Annotated in this window: 14 protein-coding genes and 1 pseudogene; 1 reads left to right on the plus strand and 14 read right to left on the minus strand. The window is 70.9% G+C overall.

All coding sequences use genetic code 11. From position 1 onward, the window contains the following. Window positions 1-7: 7 nt before the first annotated feature. A complete protein-coding gene (locus ACZ44S_RS37380; protein WP_466937598.1) occupies window positions 8-301 on the plus strand; it encodes a hypothetical protein in 294 nt (97 codons plus the stop codon). Between the two features lie 377 nt (window positions 302-678). Here the strand turns inward: ACZ44S_RS37380 and ACZ44S_RS37385 are convergent. The 14 genes and pseudogenes from ACZ44S_RS37385 to ACZ44S_RS37450 all read right to left on the minus strand — a co-directional run bounded on the left by ACZ44S_RS37385 (window position 679) and on the right by ACZ44S_RS37450 (window position 17,180). Beyond that, window positions 679-1,637 (minus strand): annotated as a pseudogene (locus tag ACZ44S_RS37385) (deazapurine DNA modification protein DpdA family protein). A 141-nt stretch (window positions 1,638-1,778) separates the two neighbouring features. After that, window positions 1,779-3,266: a hypothetical protein gene (locus ACZ44S_RS37390; protein ID WP_466937600.1), complete on the minus strand. Its 1,488-nt coding sequence runs from the start codon at window positions 3,264-3,266 to the stop codon at window positions 1,779-1,781. After that, entirely contained in the window at window positions 3,190-3,936 is a 747-nt protein-coding gene (locus ACZ44S_RS37395) for a hypothetical protein (RefSeq protein ID WP_466937603.1), read from the minus strand. Before ACZ44S_RS37395 ends, ACZ44S_RS37390 begins: the two co-directional genes overlap by 77 nt. Before the next feature lie 86 nt (window positions 3,937-4,022). Continuing rightward, window positions 4,023-5,588, minus strand: coding sequence for a ParB/RepB/Spo0J family partition protein (locus ACZ44S_RS37400; RefSeq protein WP_466937606.1), 1,566 nt, complete (start codon window positions 5,586-5,588; stop codon window positions 4,023-4,025). 89 nt (window positions 5,589-5,677) lie between these two features. Further along, a complete protein-coding gene (locus ACZ44S_RS37405; protein ID WP_466937608.1) occupies window positions 5,678-5,965 on the minus strand; it encodes a hypothetical protein in 288 nt (95 codons plus the stop codon). 61 nt (window positions 5,966-6,026) lie between these two features. Continuing rightward, window positions 6,027-7,151: a DUF6573 family protein gene (locus tag ACZ44S_RS37410; protein WP_466937635.1), complete on the minus strand. Its 1,125-nt coding sequence runs from the start codon at window positions 7,149-7,151 to the stop codon at window positions 6,027-6,029. Next, window positions 7,066-7,842: a hypothetical protein gene (locus ACZ44S_RS37415; protein ID WP_466937611.1), complete on the minus strand. Its 777-nt coding sequence runs from the start codon at window positions 7,840-7,842 to the stop codon at window positions 7,066-7,068. The genes ACZ44S_RS37410 and ACZ44S_RS37415 overlap by 86 nt, the downstream gene beginning before the upstream one ends. Before the next feature lie 208 nt (window positions 7,843-8,050). Further along, the gene (locus ACZ44S_RS37420; RefSeq protein WP_466937614.1) at window positions 8,051-8,947 is read right to left on the minus strand and encodes a class I SAM-dependent methyltransferase; all 897 of its coding nucleotides are present in this window, start codon (window positions 8,945-8,947) and stop codon (window positions 8,051-8,053) included. Between the two features lie 132 nt (window positions 8,948-9,079). Further along, window positions 9,080-10,240: a hypothetical protein gene (locus tag ACZ44S_RS37425; RefSeq protein WP_466937616.1), complete on the minus strand. Its 1,161-nt coding sequence runs from the start codon at window positions 10,238-10,240 to the stop codon at window positions 9,080-9,082. Window positions 10,241-10,296: 56 nt separating this feature from the next. Next, on the minus strand, window positions 10,297-11,103 hold the full coding sequence (locus ACZ44S_RS37430) for an LPD29 domain-containing protein (protein WP_466937618.1): 807 nt from the start codon (window positions 11,101-11,103) through the stop codon (window positions 10,297-10,299). 74 nt (window positions 11,104-11,177) lie between these two features. Next, the gene (locus ACZ44S_RS37435; protein ID WP_466937621.1) at window positions 11,178-14,891 is read right to left on the minus strand and encodes a DUF3560 domain-containing protein; all 3,714 of its coding nucleotides are present in this window, start codon (window positions 14,889-14,891) and stop codon (window positions 11,178-11,180) included. A gap of 598 nt (window positions 14,892-15,489) precedes the next feature. After that, window positions 15,490-16,134 (minus strand): hypothetical protein, encoded by a 645-nt coding sequence (locus tag ACZ44S_RS37440; protein ID WP_466937623.1) that lies wholly within the window; start codon window positions 16,132-16,134, stop codon window positions 15,490-15,492. A 121-nt stretch (window positions 16,135-16,255) separates the two neighbouring features. Beyond that, a complete protein-coding gene (locus ACZ44S_RS37445) occupies window positions 16,256-16,540 on the minus strand; it encodes a hypothetical protein (protein ID WP_466937627.1) in 285 nt (94 codons plus the stop codon). A gap of 70 nt (window positions 16,541-16,610) precedes the next feature. Then, complete coding sequence (locus ACZ44S_RS37450; protein ID WP_466937629.1) at window positions 16,611-17,180, minus strand: hypothetical protein; 570 nt, start codon at window positions 17,178-17,180, stop codon at window positions 16,611-16,613. Between the last annotated feature and the right edge of the window lie 969 nt (window positions 17,181-18,149).

An 18,149-nucleotide genomic window follows, 5' to 3' on the forward strand; every position in this document is an offset into this window, starting at 1 on the left:
AGGCCTGTTGCCGACCGCCGCCTTCGGAGGATCAGACCAGGCCCTTGAGCAGGAGCGTGCAGCGCTCGAGCGCCTCGTGGACGAGTTCGAAAGCCAGGCCACCCAACTACGTGCTGTCAACGACCGCTACCAAGCATGGCTGACCCTGCAGGAACTGGCCGGCCATCAGGACGACTTCCGAAACCTGCTGGCTGCTGATGCCGCAGACAATCTTCTTGCCGAGGCGTGGGGCGCGCACTACACCACGGCCCTCGAACTCGCCCGACACCTCGACCGAGAACTCCAGCGAGCCATCGACTAACGGCGGCGTCCTTCGCGTCTTCGCCACCCGTGCCTGATGTGACTGTAAGTAAGCCATGGCCCTGACCAGCTTCGGAGCTTGACAGGTGTAGATAAGGCCGCACGAGCCGCTGTAGTGGTGGGCGCGCACGAAGGCCATCGCCGTGTGGGACCAGCTCGTTCGGCATCTCGCGGACGCGGTAGCGAGCGGGATCGAACCCGCCCTCGCTGGTCGGCCTCCAGCTGTGCCGGCGATGCTTCCACCGCTGGCAGACGGCGCCGAGATCGAGCGGGGGTTGCTCGTAAGCAGACATCAGGGTGTTCCCCTCGGGTCGGTGAGTTGGTGAAGGAGGCCGGTCCCGGGGTTGCCGCCCCGGGACCGGCACGGCCGGCGGTGGGTCAGGTCGTGGTGGGGAGCATCAGCTGACGGGGGGCGTGCAGCACGTCCAGGACGCGTTCGCGCCAGCGCATCGCCCAGTGCACGCAGTTGGAGCAGCTCTTGTGCTTGCCCTCGCACTGAGGCAGCGGGTCGTTCCATCGGGCGTCACGCGACCACGCCAGAGAGTCGGCGGAGGCCAGGTACTCGGCGCACGTCTCCAGCGCCTGGGTCTTCAGCCCGAAGCCGTGCAGGCGCAGCCCGGCGGCGGCCACCGTGGCGAGGACGGCAGAGACGTCCTTGACCGACTTGCGGCGGCACACGGAGCCGACCCGACCAGCGGATAGTTCGCCAGCCGTACACCGCGCTTGTTGTACAGGTCCAGGCAGGCTTCGTAGTCGGCCGGCCGCCAGCCCTGGACGGTCGGGATGATGTCGACGCCGGGGTCCTCGGCCATAAGGTCGACGAAGTTGCCCACGGTGCGGTCGATGTGCTCGCGCACGGACAGACCGGTCTTGGCGACCATGTCGGGCTCGCACATCCAGTCCTGCGGACCGGCCCAGACCAGGCGGCCGATCCCGTCGCGGAACTGGCGCAGCTCGCGGACGTAGGCGTGCGGGCCGATCGTCCAGCCGCCGTGGGTGTCGAGTTCGGAGAAGGCGCCCGAGTCGTACACCCAGGCCTCGGCGGCGCGCGGCAGCGTGGCACGGCCGGTCAGGGCGGAGCGCGAGACGCACATGGGAACGCCCCAGGTGGACAGCGACTTGGCGTGGTGTCCGCCGAGCCAGAACATCGGCCCCTCGGGCGGCGAGTCACCTGGGTGGAAGCCGAGGCCGTATTCGCAGTGGCAGACGCAGCTGCCCATCGTGCAGAACCCGCAGTCCAGGCACTGTTCGTGGTAGCAGTGGCCGCAGGCGTAGCGGACGGCGGGCGTGCAGGTGCACGTCTCGGGATACGGGGCGTACACCGGCGGCGTTGGCATCGGGCGGGCCGGGGCGGTGAGGACGGCGTTCACGGGCGTGTCCTTCGAGTTGGTGAGTGGGGGCGGGTCCGGGGTTGCCGCCCCGGACCGGCGGTGGGGCAAAACGGAGAGCGGGTGTGCCTCACGCGGTCGGCGACCGCGTCAGGTGTCCGCCCTGGGCGGGTCGCCGCGGTTCCAGGGAGCGAGGACGGCCCGCGGCTCGCTCGCCCCTCGTCGGCGTTCGCGTCGTGCGGCCAGCAGCAGATCGAGGATCCGCCAGCCCTTGACCTCCGCCTGGTGGCGCAGATCTGCGGGCATCTGGACGGGGAGCACCACCCGCCTCGCCCGCAGATCGACCTCCAGCGTGACGGTGCGCACCAGGGTGCGGGCCTGCTCCTGGTCGACGTACAGGTGCAGCCGCGCCTCAACCCGGTGGTCGACGGGGGTGAGCTGTACGTACTCGTTGCCCCAGGAGAATTCCTCGACATCGGGGGAGAGCTGCACCCGGGCGGGAACGGTGCGTCCGGTGGGCACGTCGAGGGTGTTGAGCGGGGCGGTGGGGTCCTTCTCCTGGCGCGTCACGTGCTCGTGGAAGGGGTACCAGCCGGGCCCGTAGAAGACAGCTCGGCGGTCCAGGGCGTAGGCCCAGTCGCCGAGGTCCAGCTTCACGCCGTACGTGTAGGCCTGGTTCTCCGGGGCGACGTGGAGGTTAAGGGACGGGACATCGTGGGGATGCCGGGCCGGGGCGAAGTCGGGTGGTGGGGGCAGGTCGGCGGGGAGGAACGTCGTGCGGGTGTTGCCCAACTCGTCCGGGTCGAAGGCGCGGTCGCCCACCACCTTGCGGACCATGCGGGGGACGGCGTGCTCGCGCGGGGTGACGCGCAGGGCCACGGCCGAGCCGTCGGCGGAGATCAGTTGCTGGAAGTCCCAGTCCGGCTGTGCCGCGCTCAGGTTGTGTTCGACCTCGCGCAGCGCCCGGGAGATGCGGCGGCCGAGCGGGTCTTCCGGGTCCACGCGGCGCGATTCGGGCAGGACGAGGGCGGCGGCGGGGTGCCACTGGTCGGACAGGACCTGCCACGGTCCGGGGTGCAGCAGCGAGGCGACCTGGCCGGCGACCTGGTCGGCCTCGGTCAGCTCGCGCAGGACGGCGGCGGTGAGGCGGGCGGTGGACAGAGCGTCCCACGGGCCGCCCAGGACCAGGCTGAGTCCGCTGCCAGGGTTGCCCAGGGTGACGCTGAGCCGTCTGCCTTCCAGCCAGGCTTCCGCATGCCCGAACCGGACGAACAGTCCCGGCTCGCCGGGCCGTTGGAAGGGGGCGCCGGTGGTGAGCAGGCGGGCAACGGCCTGCAGGGGCGGGTGGGCGTCGCGGGCGTCGGGCAGGGCCGGGGCGTAGCGGGTGACCGTGTCGAGAATGCGGGAGGTGACGGGCGTCGGGGTGTGGGCGCTGACACGGGCGGTGCAGATTCGGGCGGCGGTGGGCGACGGCGCGGCCAGGGCGGCCTCAAGCGGGCCGTTCAGCTGGCGGGTGCGCAGGGTGAGCCGGTAGCCGCCGGGCAGGTCGGCGCGGGTGCGGTCACGTCCGCGCAGGTGGTGTTCGACGATGGTGTCGGAGATGGCGTAGGTCGGAGAGGCGGGCTCGAACTCGTACATGGCGCAGGCCTCCAACGGCGGCAGTAGGCGCGGGTGTGCGGGGGCGGTCAGCGGGTGTGCGGGACCGGGCGCGGTCGGCCTGGACGTGGACGGCATCGGCGTGCGCGGCGGCGCGGACCTTGTCGGCCCAGTCGGCGGCACGCTGGGCCAGTCCGGCGAGGCGAACGAAGGCGGCGTCCTGATGCTGGCGGGCGCGGTCCATCAGCGCCGCGTGCTCGGCGGTCAGCTCCTGGGCGGCGTACGCGGCGATCGCCTCGACCCCGTGGAGGCGGGTGACACGCCCGAAGGGGCAGGCACCTTCCTCCTGCTCGATGACGGCGAGATCGGCGGCGGGCCAGCCGGTGTCCTCGTCGCGCGGGCCGAGCTGGATGTCGAGCACGCACACCGCGTCCGCATCGTGCAGGCCGTCACCGTGGTAGCGGATGTGCGGCCGGGGCACGGGACCGGTCTGGCGTTCGGTGTGCGCGCGCCACAGTTCGGGGGAGGGGTCCTCCTCGCACCTGTGGAGGCGGTGAAGGTAGGAGACCAGGGCGGGCAGCTGCCAGGCGGGGGAGCCGAACGGCGCGGCCGGCATGGCGAGACCGGCCCGGGCGATCAGGCCCGTGTGGTTGCTGACGGCGGCCTGGGCGACGAACAGAGAGGCGTTGAGGCGGAGTTCGGAGCGGAGCATGGCGAGGCCTTCCGGGCGGGCAGCGCGCAGAGAGGGAAGGGGGAGGGGGCCCGGGCCGGACCTGTCAGTCCGTCCCGGGCAGCAGGTCAGGACGCGTCCTCGGAGTCCTCGGCGCTCACGCCGTCCGGGTCGTCCGGGGTGTCCTCATCGGCCTGGCCGTCGGTGTCGGCCGCGTCCGGCTCGCCCTCGTGGTAGGACTCGTCGTCGACGATGGCCTGTTCGACGCTGGAGAGCGGGTAGCCGATCTCGGCGAGGAAGGACAGCCACGTGCGGGCGTCCTCGCGGATCTCCCGCAGCTCGCAGACGGCGGAACGGGCGGTGCTGTCGGTGCGCCAGGTGCGGACCTCGCCCATGCGCTTCTCGAACGTCGCGGCCAGCACCGCGAAGTTCAGCAGGGTGAGCTTGGCCGGGGTCGCCGACTTGGCGCGCTCGGCGGGCTGGTCGAAGCCGGTCAGCTCCTTGACCAGGTCCCGGCGGCCCGCGTCGCCCACCCACTGAGCCACCGGCTTGGGGCAGGAAAGGAGCTGCTCGGTGATGAACGCGGCGAGCGGCTTCGGCGCGGTCTTCCGGCCGACCAGGTCCTTCAGCCACGCCTGCCGGGCCTTCTCGGCGGCGCGGTAGGCCTTGTTTCCCGCCTTGACGTACTCGCGCGACGGCTCCGACGGCTTGGCCTCACCCGCCGCCTGCGGCTGCTCCTCGTCCTGGTCGCCGTCCGCCTCGGGGGCGTCCTCCTGGGGCGGGTAGTGGCCGAAGCGCTCCGGGTCGGTGCAGAAGTAGTCCACCTCGCCGGGCTCGCGGGGGTTCTCGGCCCAGGTCGCCACGTGGCCGGGGCAGTCGGCGTGCGCCTGGGCGCTCATGGGCTCGCCGTCCGGGCCGTCCGGGCCGTCCAGCTCGCTGACCGGCTCGGCGGTCTGCGGAAGCGTGTCGCCGTCCTCGGCCAGCCGCACCCCGGCCGCCTGCAGCTGCGGGCGGACCTGCTCACGGGCGCGCTGCTCGACGCGATCGTCGCGCTCCCACTGCACCTGGAACTCGAAGCGGCCCTTGGCGGAGGCGTCCAGCAGCCGGTCTACGGCGGCGGGGTCGTCGTCGAACTCTCCCAGCACACCGAGGACTTCGAGGTCGAGGTCGTACGTACCGGCTTCGGCGAGCACCGAACGGGTCCGCTCGCCGACCGACTTGGCGGTCTTCACCGCCTGGGACACGTCCCTGCGGGAGCGGCCGGTGAGCTCCGCCACCCGGGCCTGCTTCATGCCCGCGCCGACCGCGCCGAACAGAGCGTCGGCCTGCTCCAGCTCGGTCAGGCCCCGGCGGTAGTCGTCGTCGTTCTCGATCAGCTGGTCGATGAAGTCCTCGCCCGCCTCGCGCAGGGACGGGTCGAGCACGTACGCGGGGACCTCGATCGCGTCCTGCTCCGCCTCGGTCTCCTTGGTGGCCCGGGCGGCGAAGTAGCGCCGGTGGCCCATCTTCAGTTCGTAGGTGTCCTCACCGAGCGGGAGGACCACGACGGGAACCTTCACGCCGTTGGCCGCGACGGACTTGAGGAACTTCTCGTCCAGGTTGAGGTCCTGGCGGACGTTGTGTTCGTTGACGCGGATCTGGCCGAGCCGCAGGGTGACCCGCTGCATCGGTGTGGTGGTTGCGGTGTCGCTCACGGATTGCTCCTCGTGCGATCGGTTGGTGTCGAGCAAGTTGCCGCTTGCTCTCAAGAATCAATTATACGCTCTTTTTGAGGTAACACCCTTTATCCCTGGCCGGATGTGGCGCGGTGCTCGCGGATCGCCTCCGCGATGCCCTTGGCAACCGCCTCGATCTCCTCGATGGCGTGCACTTCTCGGAACACGGCAATAGGGCCAGAGGGGTTGAGGCTGGCCCACAGGCACAGCTCGCCGCGCTCGTCGACGTCCAGCGAGTACGTGTCGGCGCCCTCGGCTTCCAGATGGCCGGTGGCCTTCCACGGGCCGGGAGTGGCCGTCCAGCGGTCGCCGAGGATCTCGGCCACGCGGTCCGCGACCGCAGCGGGGGTAGTCATGAGAACCGGTCCTTTCGGGTTGGAAGCCCGGGGGCGGTGCGCCCCCGGGCTGGCCGGACGCTCAGTCCTCGTCAGGCTCCATGATGGTGACCACGGGCTCGCCTTGGTCGCCTGGCCCGATCGCGCAGACGAGCTGGACCGGTTGGGCCTGCCGGGCGCGGCCGTCGCGCGGTACCCGCCGCAGGTCGACGGTGACCTGCCCGTCACCCCCGCCGCTGCGCCGGATCGCGTGGCGGGCCATGGTCAGCACGTCCCACAGGCGGCCCCGTTCGTCCTGCGGCACCTGCCGTTCGCTGTCGCCCTCGTTCCAGGCCACGCAGCCCTCCCATACGGCGCTGGTCAGGGCGACCGGGACGCGGAAGCCGGCCTCCCGGACCGAGTCGGCGTCGGCGGCGACCAGGACGCCGTCTGCCAGGGCCTGGGCGCGGGTGTAGGCGTGGATGATCTCGCCTGGGTCGGTCAGGGGGACCGACCGCATGGCGTCGCCGCTGACGGTGTAGTCGTCGGTGACGGCGGCGTCGTGCAGAACCGAGTCGATGCGGGACAGCACGCTGTCGTGGCTCACCCGCCGTTCGCGCGGCGAGCCGGGGCGGTGCCGGACGGGCTGCTGTTCCTCCGGTGAGCTGTGGCCGTGGTCGGCCGGGGCGGGGCCGGTGGGCGACGGGGCGGCGTCCTCCTCGGTCACCATCGCCGCGTGCACCGCGAGCACCGTCCCTAGGGCCGCGACCCTCCCGGCGTTTCCGGCGGCCTGCGCCTCGGCCCGCTCCTGCTCGAACTCGTCCCGGATCTGCTCATGGCTGTAGCCCTGGGCGAGCTTGACGCGGACGGTCTTTCCTACGAGATCGACCGCCAGGGCGGGCAGATGACCGGGCAGGCGGTCACCGTCCGGCACACCGGATGCCCGCGCGTGCCGGGCGAGCGTGCGCGCCGCGCTGCGGTCCTGCGTGCTGGTCGGTCCGGCGGCCTGGTGCGCGTGGCGGGAGCCGGGCGCGGTGGTGGGGGCCGCGGGAACCTCGGCGGCCGGCTCGTCGTCCGCCGAGGTGGCGGGCTCCTCGGCGGTCAGGACGTAGAACCGGTTGGAGTGAACGTGAACCGTCCACTTATGCCCGGGGGTGTCCTCGGTGAGCCGGGCGCGCGGCGTGCTCTCCCACGCCTCGAAGGCGCGCGCCGGGTCGACCGGCACCATGTTGCCGCTGTCGGAGTCGTAGGCCTGGCAGGTGCGGGCTGCCGTGCGGATCTCCGCCACGCGCTTGGTCCAGTTCCGGCGGATCGTGGTCATGGTGCGTCCTCCTGTATCGAGTGGTGCCGGATGAGTTGCCGCTCAATCCGGTAGGGGGCCGGGCGCCGTGGTCGGCGCCCGGCAAGTTGGTCAGGCCTGGGCGGCCGAGTCGGCGGTGCGCAGGGCCCTCGCGGGTGGCGTCCAGCAGCGTCACGGAGATGCCGCCCGCCTCCAGGTCGGCGGCCGTCATGCGGCCTGCCGACAGGTCGCAGAGCAGGTTTCCCAGGCAGACCGACAGGGCGCCGAGTTCGTAGCGCAGGCCGTGCGGGGTGACCGTGCGTGCGCCCACCAGGAACCCGTGCCGGTCGTAGGGGGCGGCGTTCACCAGGTCGCGCACGGTCGTGTAGTCGTCGGAGGTGCACCCCCGGAAGCGGGTGGCGCGCAGGAAGGCCACCATGGCGCGGTCCATGCGGAAGGTTCCCGGCTTGGTGTGGTCGTCCTCGGCGGCGGCCTCGACCAGCCGTCCCAGGGGCTTGGTGGCGGTCCATCCGGAGTTCGCCGGGGTGGTGTCCTTGCCGTGCACCTCGGCGTTGCGGACGTGTGCGTACCTGCTGTAGACGGTGCTGCCGCCCGGGCGGCGCTCCTCGTGTCCGGCCACCTTCTCGACCAGCCAGACCGGCTCCGAGCCGGGCCGGTAGGCGGTGAAGTCCTCCCGGTCGAAGACCAGCGTTCCGGCGGTGATGTCGTGTCCGTAGGCGCCCGTGTGCGGTTCCCTGTCTGCTCGTTGCGTGTCGGTCGGCGGCCGGTGAGTTGCCGCTCGCCTGCAAAATCAATAATACACCCTCAGGGGTTGATCAATCCCCTTTTCAGAACAGGGTGTCCCCGCCGCCGTCGCCGAACCCGGCCGACTGCGCGGCTGCGGGTGTGACGCTGGTGGTCTCGGCCGTCGGCCTGGGTGGGCGGCTGGCTGAGGCTTCCCGCTCCGCGCGCCCGGCCTGCTCGGCCTGGGCCTCCAACTCGTCCTCGTCGCGGTTGTGCACCACGATTTCGACGGCCGGTGAGGCGTCGCGCCACTGGTCGCGGTACTCGTCCGTGGGGATGCCGGGGTTGGGGCGCAGCTTGATCCCGGTCTCGCGGTGGAAACGCTCGTACGCGGGCGAGTCCTGCGAGACGAACCCGGTCTCGATGCGGAACGGGGCGGATTCCCTCGGGATGATGAACGCCCCCCGCCGGGCCAGGGTTTCAGCGACCGCGATCACGTGGAACTCGAACAGCGGTCCCCGGTACCCGGGGGCGTTGAAGCTGCGCTTGATCCGCCCGAACGGGGGGTTGCTGATCGCGCAGTCGAAGGAACCGAGGTTCATGCCCGGCACGTCGAGCACATCGGCGCAGATCCACTGGGCCTCCGGCAGGATGCGCCGCCCTACCTTCACGTACTCCGGGTTCTTCTCCACGCACACGATCTCGCGCGGCGCCAGACGCTCCCAGCGCCGGTTCCAGTAGTCGCGGGCGTGCCAGGCCAGGCGTCCGATGCCCGCGCACAGGTCGATGATCCGGTCACCCGGAACCACGTGGTGGAGTTCGCCGGCGAGCTCGGCCGGTGTGAAGAACGCGCCGTCCAGGGTGCGGCCCATGTTCGCGGACTCGTGGAAGTGGTCGAGAACGAATTCCCGCTCCTCCTCGGTCAAGTCCCGTTCCAGGTCAACCAGTTCGCACGCTCGGTTGTGCTGCTTGGTCTGCTCCTTGCTGAGCTTTCCGGCCATGGCATGCCGCCTTTCGCGGTGGTGTGGGGGAGCGGTCCTGACGCGGTTGTCCGGACCGCTCCAGGGCGGTCGTGAGTTCGGTGGGGAGCGATGGCTACGGCGGCCGCGCTGCGCGCCAGCAGGAGGCGTTCGTCAGGTGTCGGTCGGCGGCTGGAAGCTGCTGCAACGGCCCCACCCGCGCGCGGGGTCGTGCTCCGTCTCGTACCAACCGCACGTCCCGCACCGTGGCCCCCATGCCTGGGGCGGGGCGGTGGGTTCGGCGATGTACACGTCTGCGGACTTCCAGGGGAAGCCTCGCGGGGCGAACCTCACGGACTCGTCCGGCATGAGCAGTGCCCAGCCGTCCGGCCAGTCGATCGGGCCAGGGCGCGTGGCTTCGGCAACTGCCTCACGGACGGCTGCTTGCGTCCAGACCTGCGGAAGGCGGCCGTGTCCGGTGACCCGGTACGCGTCGGCCGTGATGTACCGCTCCGGGTGGGTGATGATGATGCCGGAGTCGCGATCCGGCGTGAATGTGATCGCTGAATGCCCGTTGGTCTGGCGGTAGATGATCGTTTCGTCGTCTGTGATGGTGGCCTGGCTGGACAGCCAGAATTTGAGTGATCCGCCGAGGAATGCGCGTACCGCGTCGCCGCTGAGGTGAGGCCGACCGTATCCGGGGGCCTCCCGCACGGGGATGCCGGTGTCGTCGTGGTGGATGGTCTGCGTATAGCGCGCGTACATCCGCGCATCGCGGACCACGATGCGCGGACGGGGCGCGCCGTCGTACCACTGCGGCAGCGGCACAGTCTCCAGTTCTGTACCCGGCAGCGGACTGCCGGGCTGGATCCATCCCGCTTCCTTGCCCGCTCGGCACATGGCGGGCGCGTCACGCACCCACGCGAGGAATTCACCGAAACCGCCGGCATAGCGGCCGTTGCGCTCGGACACCTCTCCCCAGTAGCTGGAGCCGTACCAGACGCACCGGGCGGTGAGTTCAGCGACCGTGGTCGGCGTCGGGAATGCACCGGTCAGGGTGATCGTGCGTACGGGGGCATCTTCCATGATGCCCTGGGAGGTGACGGTTACGTCCCACCCGTTCGCCGTCGCTGCCTCGACCAGCGTGCGCGCCCGCGTGGGCAGCTCGGCGGCGGACGGTGCGGCGGGACGGGCCGCGGGGGTGTCGCCGGTCGGCTCGACCCTGGGGCCGGCTCCGCCGTCCGTCTCCCACGCCTCGACGGTGCCTGGGTCGGTGACGGCGGCGCCCGGGTCCGGGCGATCGCCGGTGAGCTGAGAGGGGAGGTGTGTGGACATGGGGGCTCCGCTCGGTGGGCCGGGCGCCTGGGGCGCCCGGCCGGTCGGGTGTCGGTTCAGGCGGTGGGGGTCGGCTCGGGCTGCGCCGTGGTGACGGTCAGGTTCTCGGCGCGCAGGTCGGCGGCGACCGCGTCCATGAACCCGGTGTCGGCCTGCTGGTCACGGCTGCCGGGGGCGTACCAGTACTGGTTCTTGCGGTGCCACTTGAAGCCGTGGCGCTTGAGGACCTCGGCGGCGCCGTCGCCCAGACGCGTACCGGTGACCGTCGTCCCGTCCTCGTCCGTGTGCTGGAGCGCGAGTCCCTCCGCGCCCTCGTCGCCCTGCTCGCGGGCGTTCGCCGGACGGGTGGCCTGGGCGGCGGCCTGCTCCTTGGCGGCGGCCCAGCGCTGGGGAAGGACAACATCACTGGCGATCTGCCACATCTGCTGCGGGGCCCAGTTCTCCTGGATGACGTGGCCATCGACGACGCAGGCGGCGAGCATGCCGCTGGCGGGGGGCTCGGCGCCGTCGTGGGCCTCGGACCACAGGACGGCGGCGGCCTTCAGAGCTTCGTCGGAGACGTCCCGGTGAGTGTTGATGCCGTCGACCAGCGGCTTACCGGTGACCTTCCGGCCCTTGACGGTGACGGTGACCGTGTTGTCCGTGGACTCGTAGCGGTCCTCCATGCCGTTGAACTGCGCGCCCTGCATGGGGCGGGTGTGCTCCTCGACGTCGGCCGTGGAGGGGCCGTCGGCCCAGTAGACGGAGATCCACGCGGAGGCGGTGCCGGTGCCCTTGCGCACGCTGAACTTCACGCCGGGGAACGCCTTCTTCAGGCGGTTACGGAGCTCGGCGGCCACGTCCTTGGTGTCGATGTAGTCCATGCCCTGTCCTTCTGCTGCGAGTTGGGTTGATGGCGGGTGAGTTGCCGCTCACCCGCAGAATCAATAATACGCTCTCACTGGGGAGGGTTCAACGCTTCGTCCGCATCAGTCGGCGAACCCGGTGACGGGGCGGGCTCCGGGGTGATGTCGCGCGGGTCGGCTGGGATCGCCTCGCCCGCCAGGGCGGCCCGCATCTGCTCGGCCGACATGCGCCCGCTCACCTCGTTGTAGGGGAGCGTGTGCGTGCTGCCCTTGTGGCGGGTCTCAGCCGTTGCCGCGCGGGTGACCACGCGGCATCCGTCGACGGCGCCGACGGTGCCGCCGTCGAACGCGGCGTGGATGTGTGGCACGGTCGCCGTCTTGGCGTTGACCCGGGTCACCTCGTACCAGGACCCCCGCCACTGCACGAAATCACCCTTGATGAAGTCGGCCCGACCCCACACCTTGAAGCCGCGCCGCTCCGCCTCCTTGATGGTCTCTGCCCAGTACGTCAGTTCTTCGTCGTACTCGGCCAGACGGCGCGTCAGCTCCTCCCGGCGCGCCTCGGACGGTTCGCGTCGCCACACATCAGCCTTACGGCCCTTGTCGTCAACGCCGTCACGCTCCCGCAGAACGCCGCGCCGCTCCGCCTCCAGTTTCTCGATACGGCGCAGCGTGCGCCCCGGGTTCTTCCGGTACCGCTCGTACGCCTCGGCTGCCGCCGTGCGGGATGCCCAGTAACCGGCCCGTTCGCCCTCGGCGATGCTCTTGCTCATCGCGTTGTGCATGCGCTCCTGGTCCCGGCGGGCGCGCCCTTCCGAATGGTGTCCCACCAGGATCGGCTGTCCCATCCAGAACCGTTCGCCGATCCGGTCCGAGGTATCCCGCGCCGACTGCGACGATGCCGCCGCCCGTCCGGCCCGGTCCGCGTACCGCTCCGCCCGGTCCTCGGCCGCGTCCACGCGGGCGGCCTCCCGCTCGGCAAACGACATGCCCTCTTCGATCACCACAGCGCACGACAGGCCGAGTGCGCGCACCGCGTGCGCAGCCCGGTTGATCTTCCATCGGTCGGCGCCCTTGTAGCGGCTGCCACGGATGAAGATCCCCGGGGTACGCCGGTAGGTCCAGCCCAGCGGGCGCAACGCTTCCCACACGCCGTCACCCTTGGCGGAGCCCTCAACGGTGGTGCCGTCTTCGTGGGTGTGCCGGATGACGATGTCGGCTGCCTCGGCCTCCTCCTCCGCTTCCACGATGTCCCCGGGCAGGGTGAGCGCGCGCAGTGCCGCCGGTGAGTGTCCCATGATCCTTGCGGCGCACTCGGCGCACTCGGCGCAGCGCGGAGCGCAGCCGGGCACGTCCCACAGCAGCACCCCGAACCCGCCACATGTGTTTGCCGCCGCGCAGTCACCGCGCCCGGCAGGCTTCGCCCAGTCGATCGGCATAACCGCCACAGCCGCCGCGGCGGGGGCCGGTGTGTCGACGTCCGGCACCGTGCCGCCCTCTGCATCCCACACGTCCGCCCCGGACGGGTCGGACACCACGTCAGCCGCCCGCGCGGACACCGCGTAACGGGTGGCCGGCGGTGGGAGCTCTCCGCCATCATCCCGCGCGAGCGCTCCGCCCTCGCTCTCCCATCCGTCCATGCCGCCGGGGTCGCTCACACCCTCGGGGGCAGGCGCCGAGCTGCTCAGCGCGACCCGTGCGAGCGTGCCCGGCTCCGCCGCATGCTGCACCGTCGCCAACATTGAGGGATCTTGGTGCTTGCCCGACCGGTCCACCCGGACCGGCGCCGACCACAACGGCGTGCGCTTGCCCGTCACCCGCCGACCGGTAACCCACACCGCCGAACGGTCCTCACGGAACACCCCGCCGTCCCACACCGCGAGCAACTCATAGGCGAGCGGCTCACCGTCCTTGACCGCGACACCGGCGACGCGCACCGCCACCATGCCCCCGTCAGTGCTGCGCTGCATGGCCACCGTCCAACCGTTGGCCATGGCCGTTTCCGCAAACGACACGGCAGCCATGGGCAGCCACACCCCGGGCGCCGTCTCACTCTCCGCCACGACGTCCCCCGCCGTGTCCCACGTGGCGAGCGTCTGGCTATCCAGGGGCGAGCCCTCCGCCGGAACCTTCGGAGCCTTCCACGGCTTGACGTCCAGCCCCTTGACCGAGGCGGACGCCTGGCCCTTCTCGACTCCGGCCGTACGTCCGTGCGTCTTCTTCGACGGGAGGTCACGGCCGATCAGCGCGCGGCCTTCATCTCGCGCGGCCACGGCATCGGCCAACAGGTCGACGAATGCCCGACGCTGCTCGTTCGCTTCCCCGTGCCTCACGTCCGGGTTCACGTCGACGTCTGCGGGAAGCTCGAACATCACCGCCGTACCGCCGTCGGCGGACACCCACGCCCCGCGGCCGGCCGGAACATCCCCGGACACGGCACGCGCCAGGAACGCACGCGCTGACTTCGACCGGTGCCCCGGTTCCGCCGCCTCCGCCTCCAGGCCGGACAGCTCACGCTCACACCGCCGGACCGCATCCCGCGCATTCATCCGCCGCGTATCCGCCGCCCACGACGCCTCGCGGGCACGCTCCGACCACCCGCCGGACGTCTCGTAATGCACCACCACTCGCTCACCCAGCACACCAGCCGACCGGCGTACTTCCTGGTGCAGGTCGTGCGCATCCCGCCGCCACGCCGCGCAGGTCTCCGCGTGCTCCTCCGCCACCGTCAGCCGCTGACGCGCCACGGTCAGCGCACGGCGCGCACGCTCCGTCAGCCATGCCCGCGACACTCGCACCGTGCCCTCATACGGGCCACGGAACGCCACCGGGAACACTCCACCCGCGTTGCCGTGGCAGATCACCGGCAGCACCTCAACCGCGCCCCCGTCGGTCTCCCACCCGTCCACCCTGCCGGGGTCCGACACGACGTCGGGCAATACCGCCGGACGCTCCACCACGACCGGCGCACCCTCGGCCGGACCGGCGTCCGCCGCTACCTCGGGCGCCTCCTCCGAGTTCTCTTTTGACGCGTCCGCCTCCGCGCGCTGGTCAGCCGCGGGGGCGGCTTCACCGGCTGGAACCTCGGCCTCCTCTGCCGGTCGCTCCCATCCCGGGCGGGTGATCCGCAGCAGGAACGCCGACGCTTCCGGCCGCACCCGCCCAGCAACCGCGCGCGGTTCCGGCGCACGCTCCGCGCACGCCTGGGCCGACGGCACGTCAAGCCCGAACCAGCGCACGACGGCGAGAGAGTCACGCGCTTCCCAACGGGCCGTGTCGACGTCGCCCCGCCCGTACGCGGACTCTGCGCCCTCTGCGCACTCTTCGACCTCACGGACCGCACCCCGGGCGCTGTCGTACTGCTCATCCGTCAGCCCGTCCCAATCGATGCGCTGAGCGAACGCACGGACCGTGTCCAGTGCAGCGCGCGTCATGCCGACCGACACGGCCGTTTGCGTGTTTTCCTCCGCCCTCTCCGCCGCCCGCTCCGCATGGATGTCGTACACGCGCGCCGTCTCGGCTGTCGCCCGTAGCACTGACGCGGGACGCTCGGCGATCACGTACGCGATTGCGGCCCCCGTGACCTCACCCCACGTACCGCGCACGTCCCCTGTCGGAAGGGTCACGGTGTGTCCGCCGCCCGACTGGAAATGGAAGCGGAACGGGAACCGCTCACCGCACACGGACAGTTCCGAGAGCAGGTCGGAGCGCCGGAACTCACCCTCGTAGCGGTCGCCCAGCGACCGCGCTTGCATGGCTTCCGGCCACTCCTCCGCCGCCCTACGCGCGCGCTCGACTTCCGCCACGGACGGCGCCTTACGGGCACGCTTCCGGGGGGCCGAAGTCTCCGCCGCGGTCTTGGCCGGAACGGGCGCCGGAGCGTCCGCCCGGTCCGGCGCGGTCGGCTGTGTGCGGGCGGTGGGGGCCTCGGCGGCCACCAGGTCGCCGACGGCGCGCCATGCGATGCCTTCGGCGGTCTGCTGGCCGTTGCGGGTGAGGGTGGCGCCGTCCCAGCGGTGCCCCCGGGCGGTGAGTCGCCATACGCAGCGCAGGACGGTTTCACCGGCTTCCTGGCGGGCGGTGAGCACCAGGGCGCAGTGTCCGGGCTGCGTCTGGACGGTGGCGGTCCATCCGGCCTCCTCGGCCTGGGCGGTGAGGCGGGCCAGGTTGCGGGGGAGCTCGGCGGTCGGGGCGGTGGGTGCCGGCGCTTCGGCAGGGGTCGGGGCCGGCTCCTGGGCTCGGGTGCGCGAGCTGCTTGCGGGGTGTGTGGTCCTGGTCATGTCGGGTCACTCCTGGTCGGGTTGGTGCCGGGTGAGTTGCCGCTCACACCGGGAGGCAGGGCAGGGGGAGGCAGGGGCGTTCCCGCCGGGACCGGTCGGGTGACCGGCCCCGGCGGGGTGGTGCTTAGTTGCGGCGGTTCGGGGGCCGGTTGTCCCTCGGCGCGGTGTGGCTGGCGCTCGCGCCGTGCGTCGGGGCCTGGTCCGGGCGGGGCACCCGCTCGGCCTGCCGGTACTCAACGCCCGGTTCCGGGGCCACCGGCGCACCGGTCTCGGTGTCGACGGTGTACGCCTCCCGGATCTCCTGAGCGGTGAGCGGTCGAAGCCAGAAGTTCCGGACCCTCCAGCCGCGTACGAACTCCGACCCGTCGGGGCTGAAGGTGCGCACGACCAGTCCACCGGTGCCGCACCCGACCATGGCTGCCGCGATCACTGCGCAGACGCGCATGGATGCGGCCTCGTTGATGATCAGGGCGTCACCGATCACCGTGAGCTCCTGGCCTTCGGTGAGGTCACCGTGCGGCGTGCTGGCGCTGGCCACCATGTGGTGCGTCCCGTCGCCAAGAACGGCGTTCAGGAGCGACAGGTATGCGTCGGCGGAGCGGTCGAGCAGCGCGTGCGCCGTGTCGGCGGCGGTGCGCGTCGCCTCGTCCGTCCCGTCCTCGCTGACGGGGTCGGGCGTCCACCGCATCGCGTCAATGCTGAGATCCTCGCCCGGGTCGACGTTCTGCCCTTCGAGGCTCTGCCGTACGTGGTCTTGGTACTCGCTCATCGTTCCCCTGCCTTGGGTTGTCGAGTTGGTGGCAGGTGAGTTGCCGCTCACCCGCAGAATCAATAATACACTCTCACGGGGGGTGATCGTCAACCCTCAATCACCCCCCGGACCTGGTGAGTTACGGCGACTCCACCGGCGTCACGCTCGTACGAAAGAACGGGTTGCGGCTGAGGCTGAACGTGACGCGCTTGGTCTCGCCGGTGCTCTCGCGCTTGCCGTAGACCTCGACGTCTGTCAACTCACCTTCGTCATACGTCACTTGCAACACGGTGCCTTCCCAGACCTCGGGCCACGGGGCGGGCCGGTTCGCGGTCCTCGGGCGGGCGTGGGCGGCCAGACTCCGGGTGGGGTTGCGCTCGATGCGTACCCGCTGCCCTCGGCTGATCGGTCCTGTGGTGGTCATGCTGTCCCCTCTCTGGCGGCTGTGGCTCCGGGAGGGTGGGGCGACCGGCGGTCGCCCCACCCTGGGCGCGTCACTGGGTCCGGGCTGCCCGCTGCTCCTCGGCGGCCGTCAACAGCTCGTTGACCCCGTGGCGGGCGTGGTCGGCCCGTACGCGCGCGGCCACCTCGTCGGCGGACGGCAGTCCGAACCCTCCGTCACTGGCGAACATGTCGTACGCCTCGCGCCACCCGCGTACCTGGCACTCGACAGCCGCGCGGGACGCGCACGCGATCGTCAGGCCTCCGACGGTGACGGACATTGCGCCGATTCCGTCGGGGCTTACAGCCGCGCTGCGGGCCCGGATTTTGGCGCGACGAGGCGCGTCGTCCAGGATCACAAAGGAATTGATGGTCAATTCGGGCTCGCGCAATTCTCCCGCGTCGACCTGCTCGGGAAAGATCCTGTCGAGCATTGCGGCGGCCTCGCACCAGCCTTCCCACCAAACGCGCGCGCCGGTAGGGTGCCGGAATTCGATGATTGCCGTGGGGATCTTCAGAAGGGGAATGAGCGTCAGACCGATGGATGCGTCGGTCTCGTGCTCTCCGGCAAGGTGGATCGTGAGTCGGCTTACCGCGTCAACGGTTTCCGCTTCCGTGTTCAAGGGGGCTCCTCGTGTTGGTGATTGAGACTGAGTCAGGTTGCCGTCTGACTTCAAAATCAATAATACACTCTCCGGGCTGGGGAGGCACCCGAAACGCCGAACCTTGCGACATCTCTTGCGACATCTCTTGCGGCTACTCCTGCGCCTTCTCTTGCGACATCTCTTGCGCGAGCCTCTCGGGGAGGGGCGACGTGTCCGCAGGTCAACCAAGGGTTCCGCGCGTGGTCGGGGGTCTGACATCCCCTCTGCTGCCACTTTTCCCGTGCCGGTTGAAGGATGAGTGAGGAATGGGTGCTGGGGGGGGGCGGGTGGGGTGGGGGGCTTCGGGGATTGGGGGCGGCCTGGTGTTGGTTGCGCGTCGGCTGGCGCCGTCGCGCCGTGCCGTGCTGCGGGCCCGGTGGACGGGCAAGGGGGGTGGGGGAGGGGGGAGCAGGGGCCCGGAGGGCTCCTCTCCCGTCCTCTACTCGTCGTCCAGCTCCCTGCCCTCCGTCCGTCTGTCTCTCTCCTCCACCCCGACGAGGGACACCCGGGCCGTTCTGCCGGAGGCAGCCTAACCCCCCACCCCTCGACCCCCGTCCCCTTGAACGGGCGATCGGGCCCCGGAGGGGCCCGTATTGCCTTTCCCTCGTATTCCGTGATTTACTTTTCCCACGGAATACAATTCAAGTCCTCTCGGTTTGAAGGGGATCGGAGATTCCCCCCGAACCTCACCCCGGGAAACGACGGATGACCAACCGTCAACCCAATCCCCAACTCAAACCCGAACTCTCCACCCCCACACTCAAAATCAGCACCCAAATTTGTGCCGGAGGCACAAACCCTCTCCGCGCTTTTCGTGCCGGAGGCACGCAGGGTTATGGAATGGCCGGAGGCCAATTCCACAACCCACCGCCGGAGGCGGGCAATTCGCGCGGGGACGCGCGAAACGAGCGTAGCGAGTATTCGGCTGCCGGAGGCAGAGCGAAGCGG

This window comes from Streptomyces malachitofuscus, from assembly GCF_055571035.1.

Bases quoted from the DNA above. Each gene is read 5' to 3' on its own strand.
- ACZ44S_RS37410 (WP_466937635.1), bottom strand. From the start codon at position 7,151: ATGGTGCCGGTCGACCCGGCGCGCGCCTTCGAGGCGTGGGAGAGCACG.
- ACZ44S_RS37420 (WP_466937614.1), bottom strand. From the start codon at position 8,947: ATGGCCGGAAAGCTCAGCAAGGAGCAGACCAAGCAGCACAACCGAGCG.
- ACZ44S_RS37440 (WP_466937623.1), bottom strand. From the start codon at position 16,134: ATGAGCGAGTACCAAGACCACGTACGGCAGAGCCTCGAAGGGCAGAAC.
- ACZ44S_RS37425 (WP_466937616.1), bottom strand. From the start codon at position 10,240: ATGTCCACACACCTCCCCTCTCAGCTCACCGGCGATCGCCCGGACCCG.
- ACZ44S_RS37405 (WP_466937608.1), bottom strand. From the start codon at position 5,965: ATGACTACCCCCGCTGCGGTCGCGGACCGCGTGGCCGAGATCCTCGGC.
- ACZ44S_RS37395 (WP_466937603.1), bottom strand. From the start codon at position 3,936: ATGCTCCGCTCCGAACTCCGCCTCAACGCCTCTCTGTTCGTCGCCCAG.
- ACZ44S_RS37390 (WP_466937600.1), bottom strand. From the start codon at position 3,266: ATGTACGAGTTCGAGCCCGCCTCTCCGACCTACGCCATCTCCGACACC.
- ACZ44S_RS37445 (WP_466937627.1), bottom strand. From the start codon at position 16,540: ATGACCACCACAGGACCGATCAGCCGAGGGCAGCGGGTACGCATCGAG.
- ACZ44S_RS37430 (WP_466937618.1), bottom strand. From the start codon at position 11,103: ATGGACTACATCGACACCAAGGACGTGGCCGCCGAGCTCCGTAACCGC.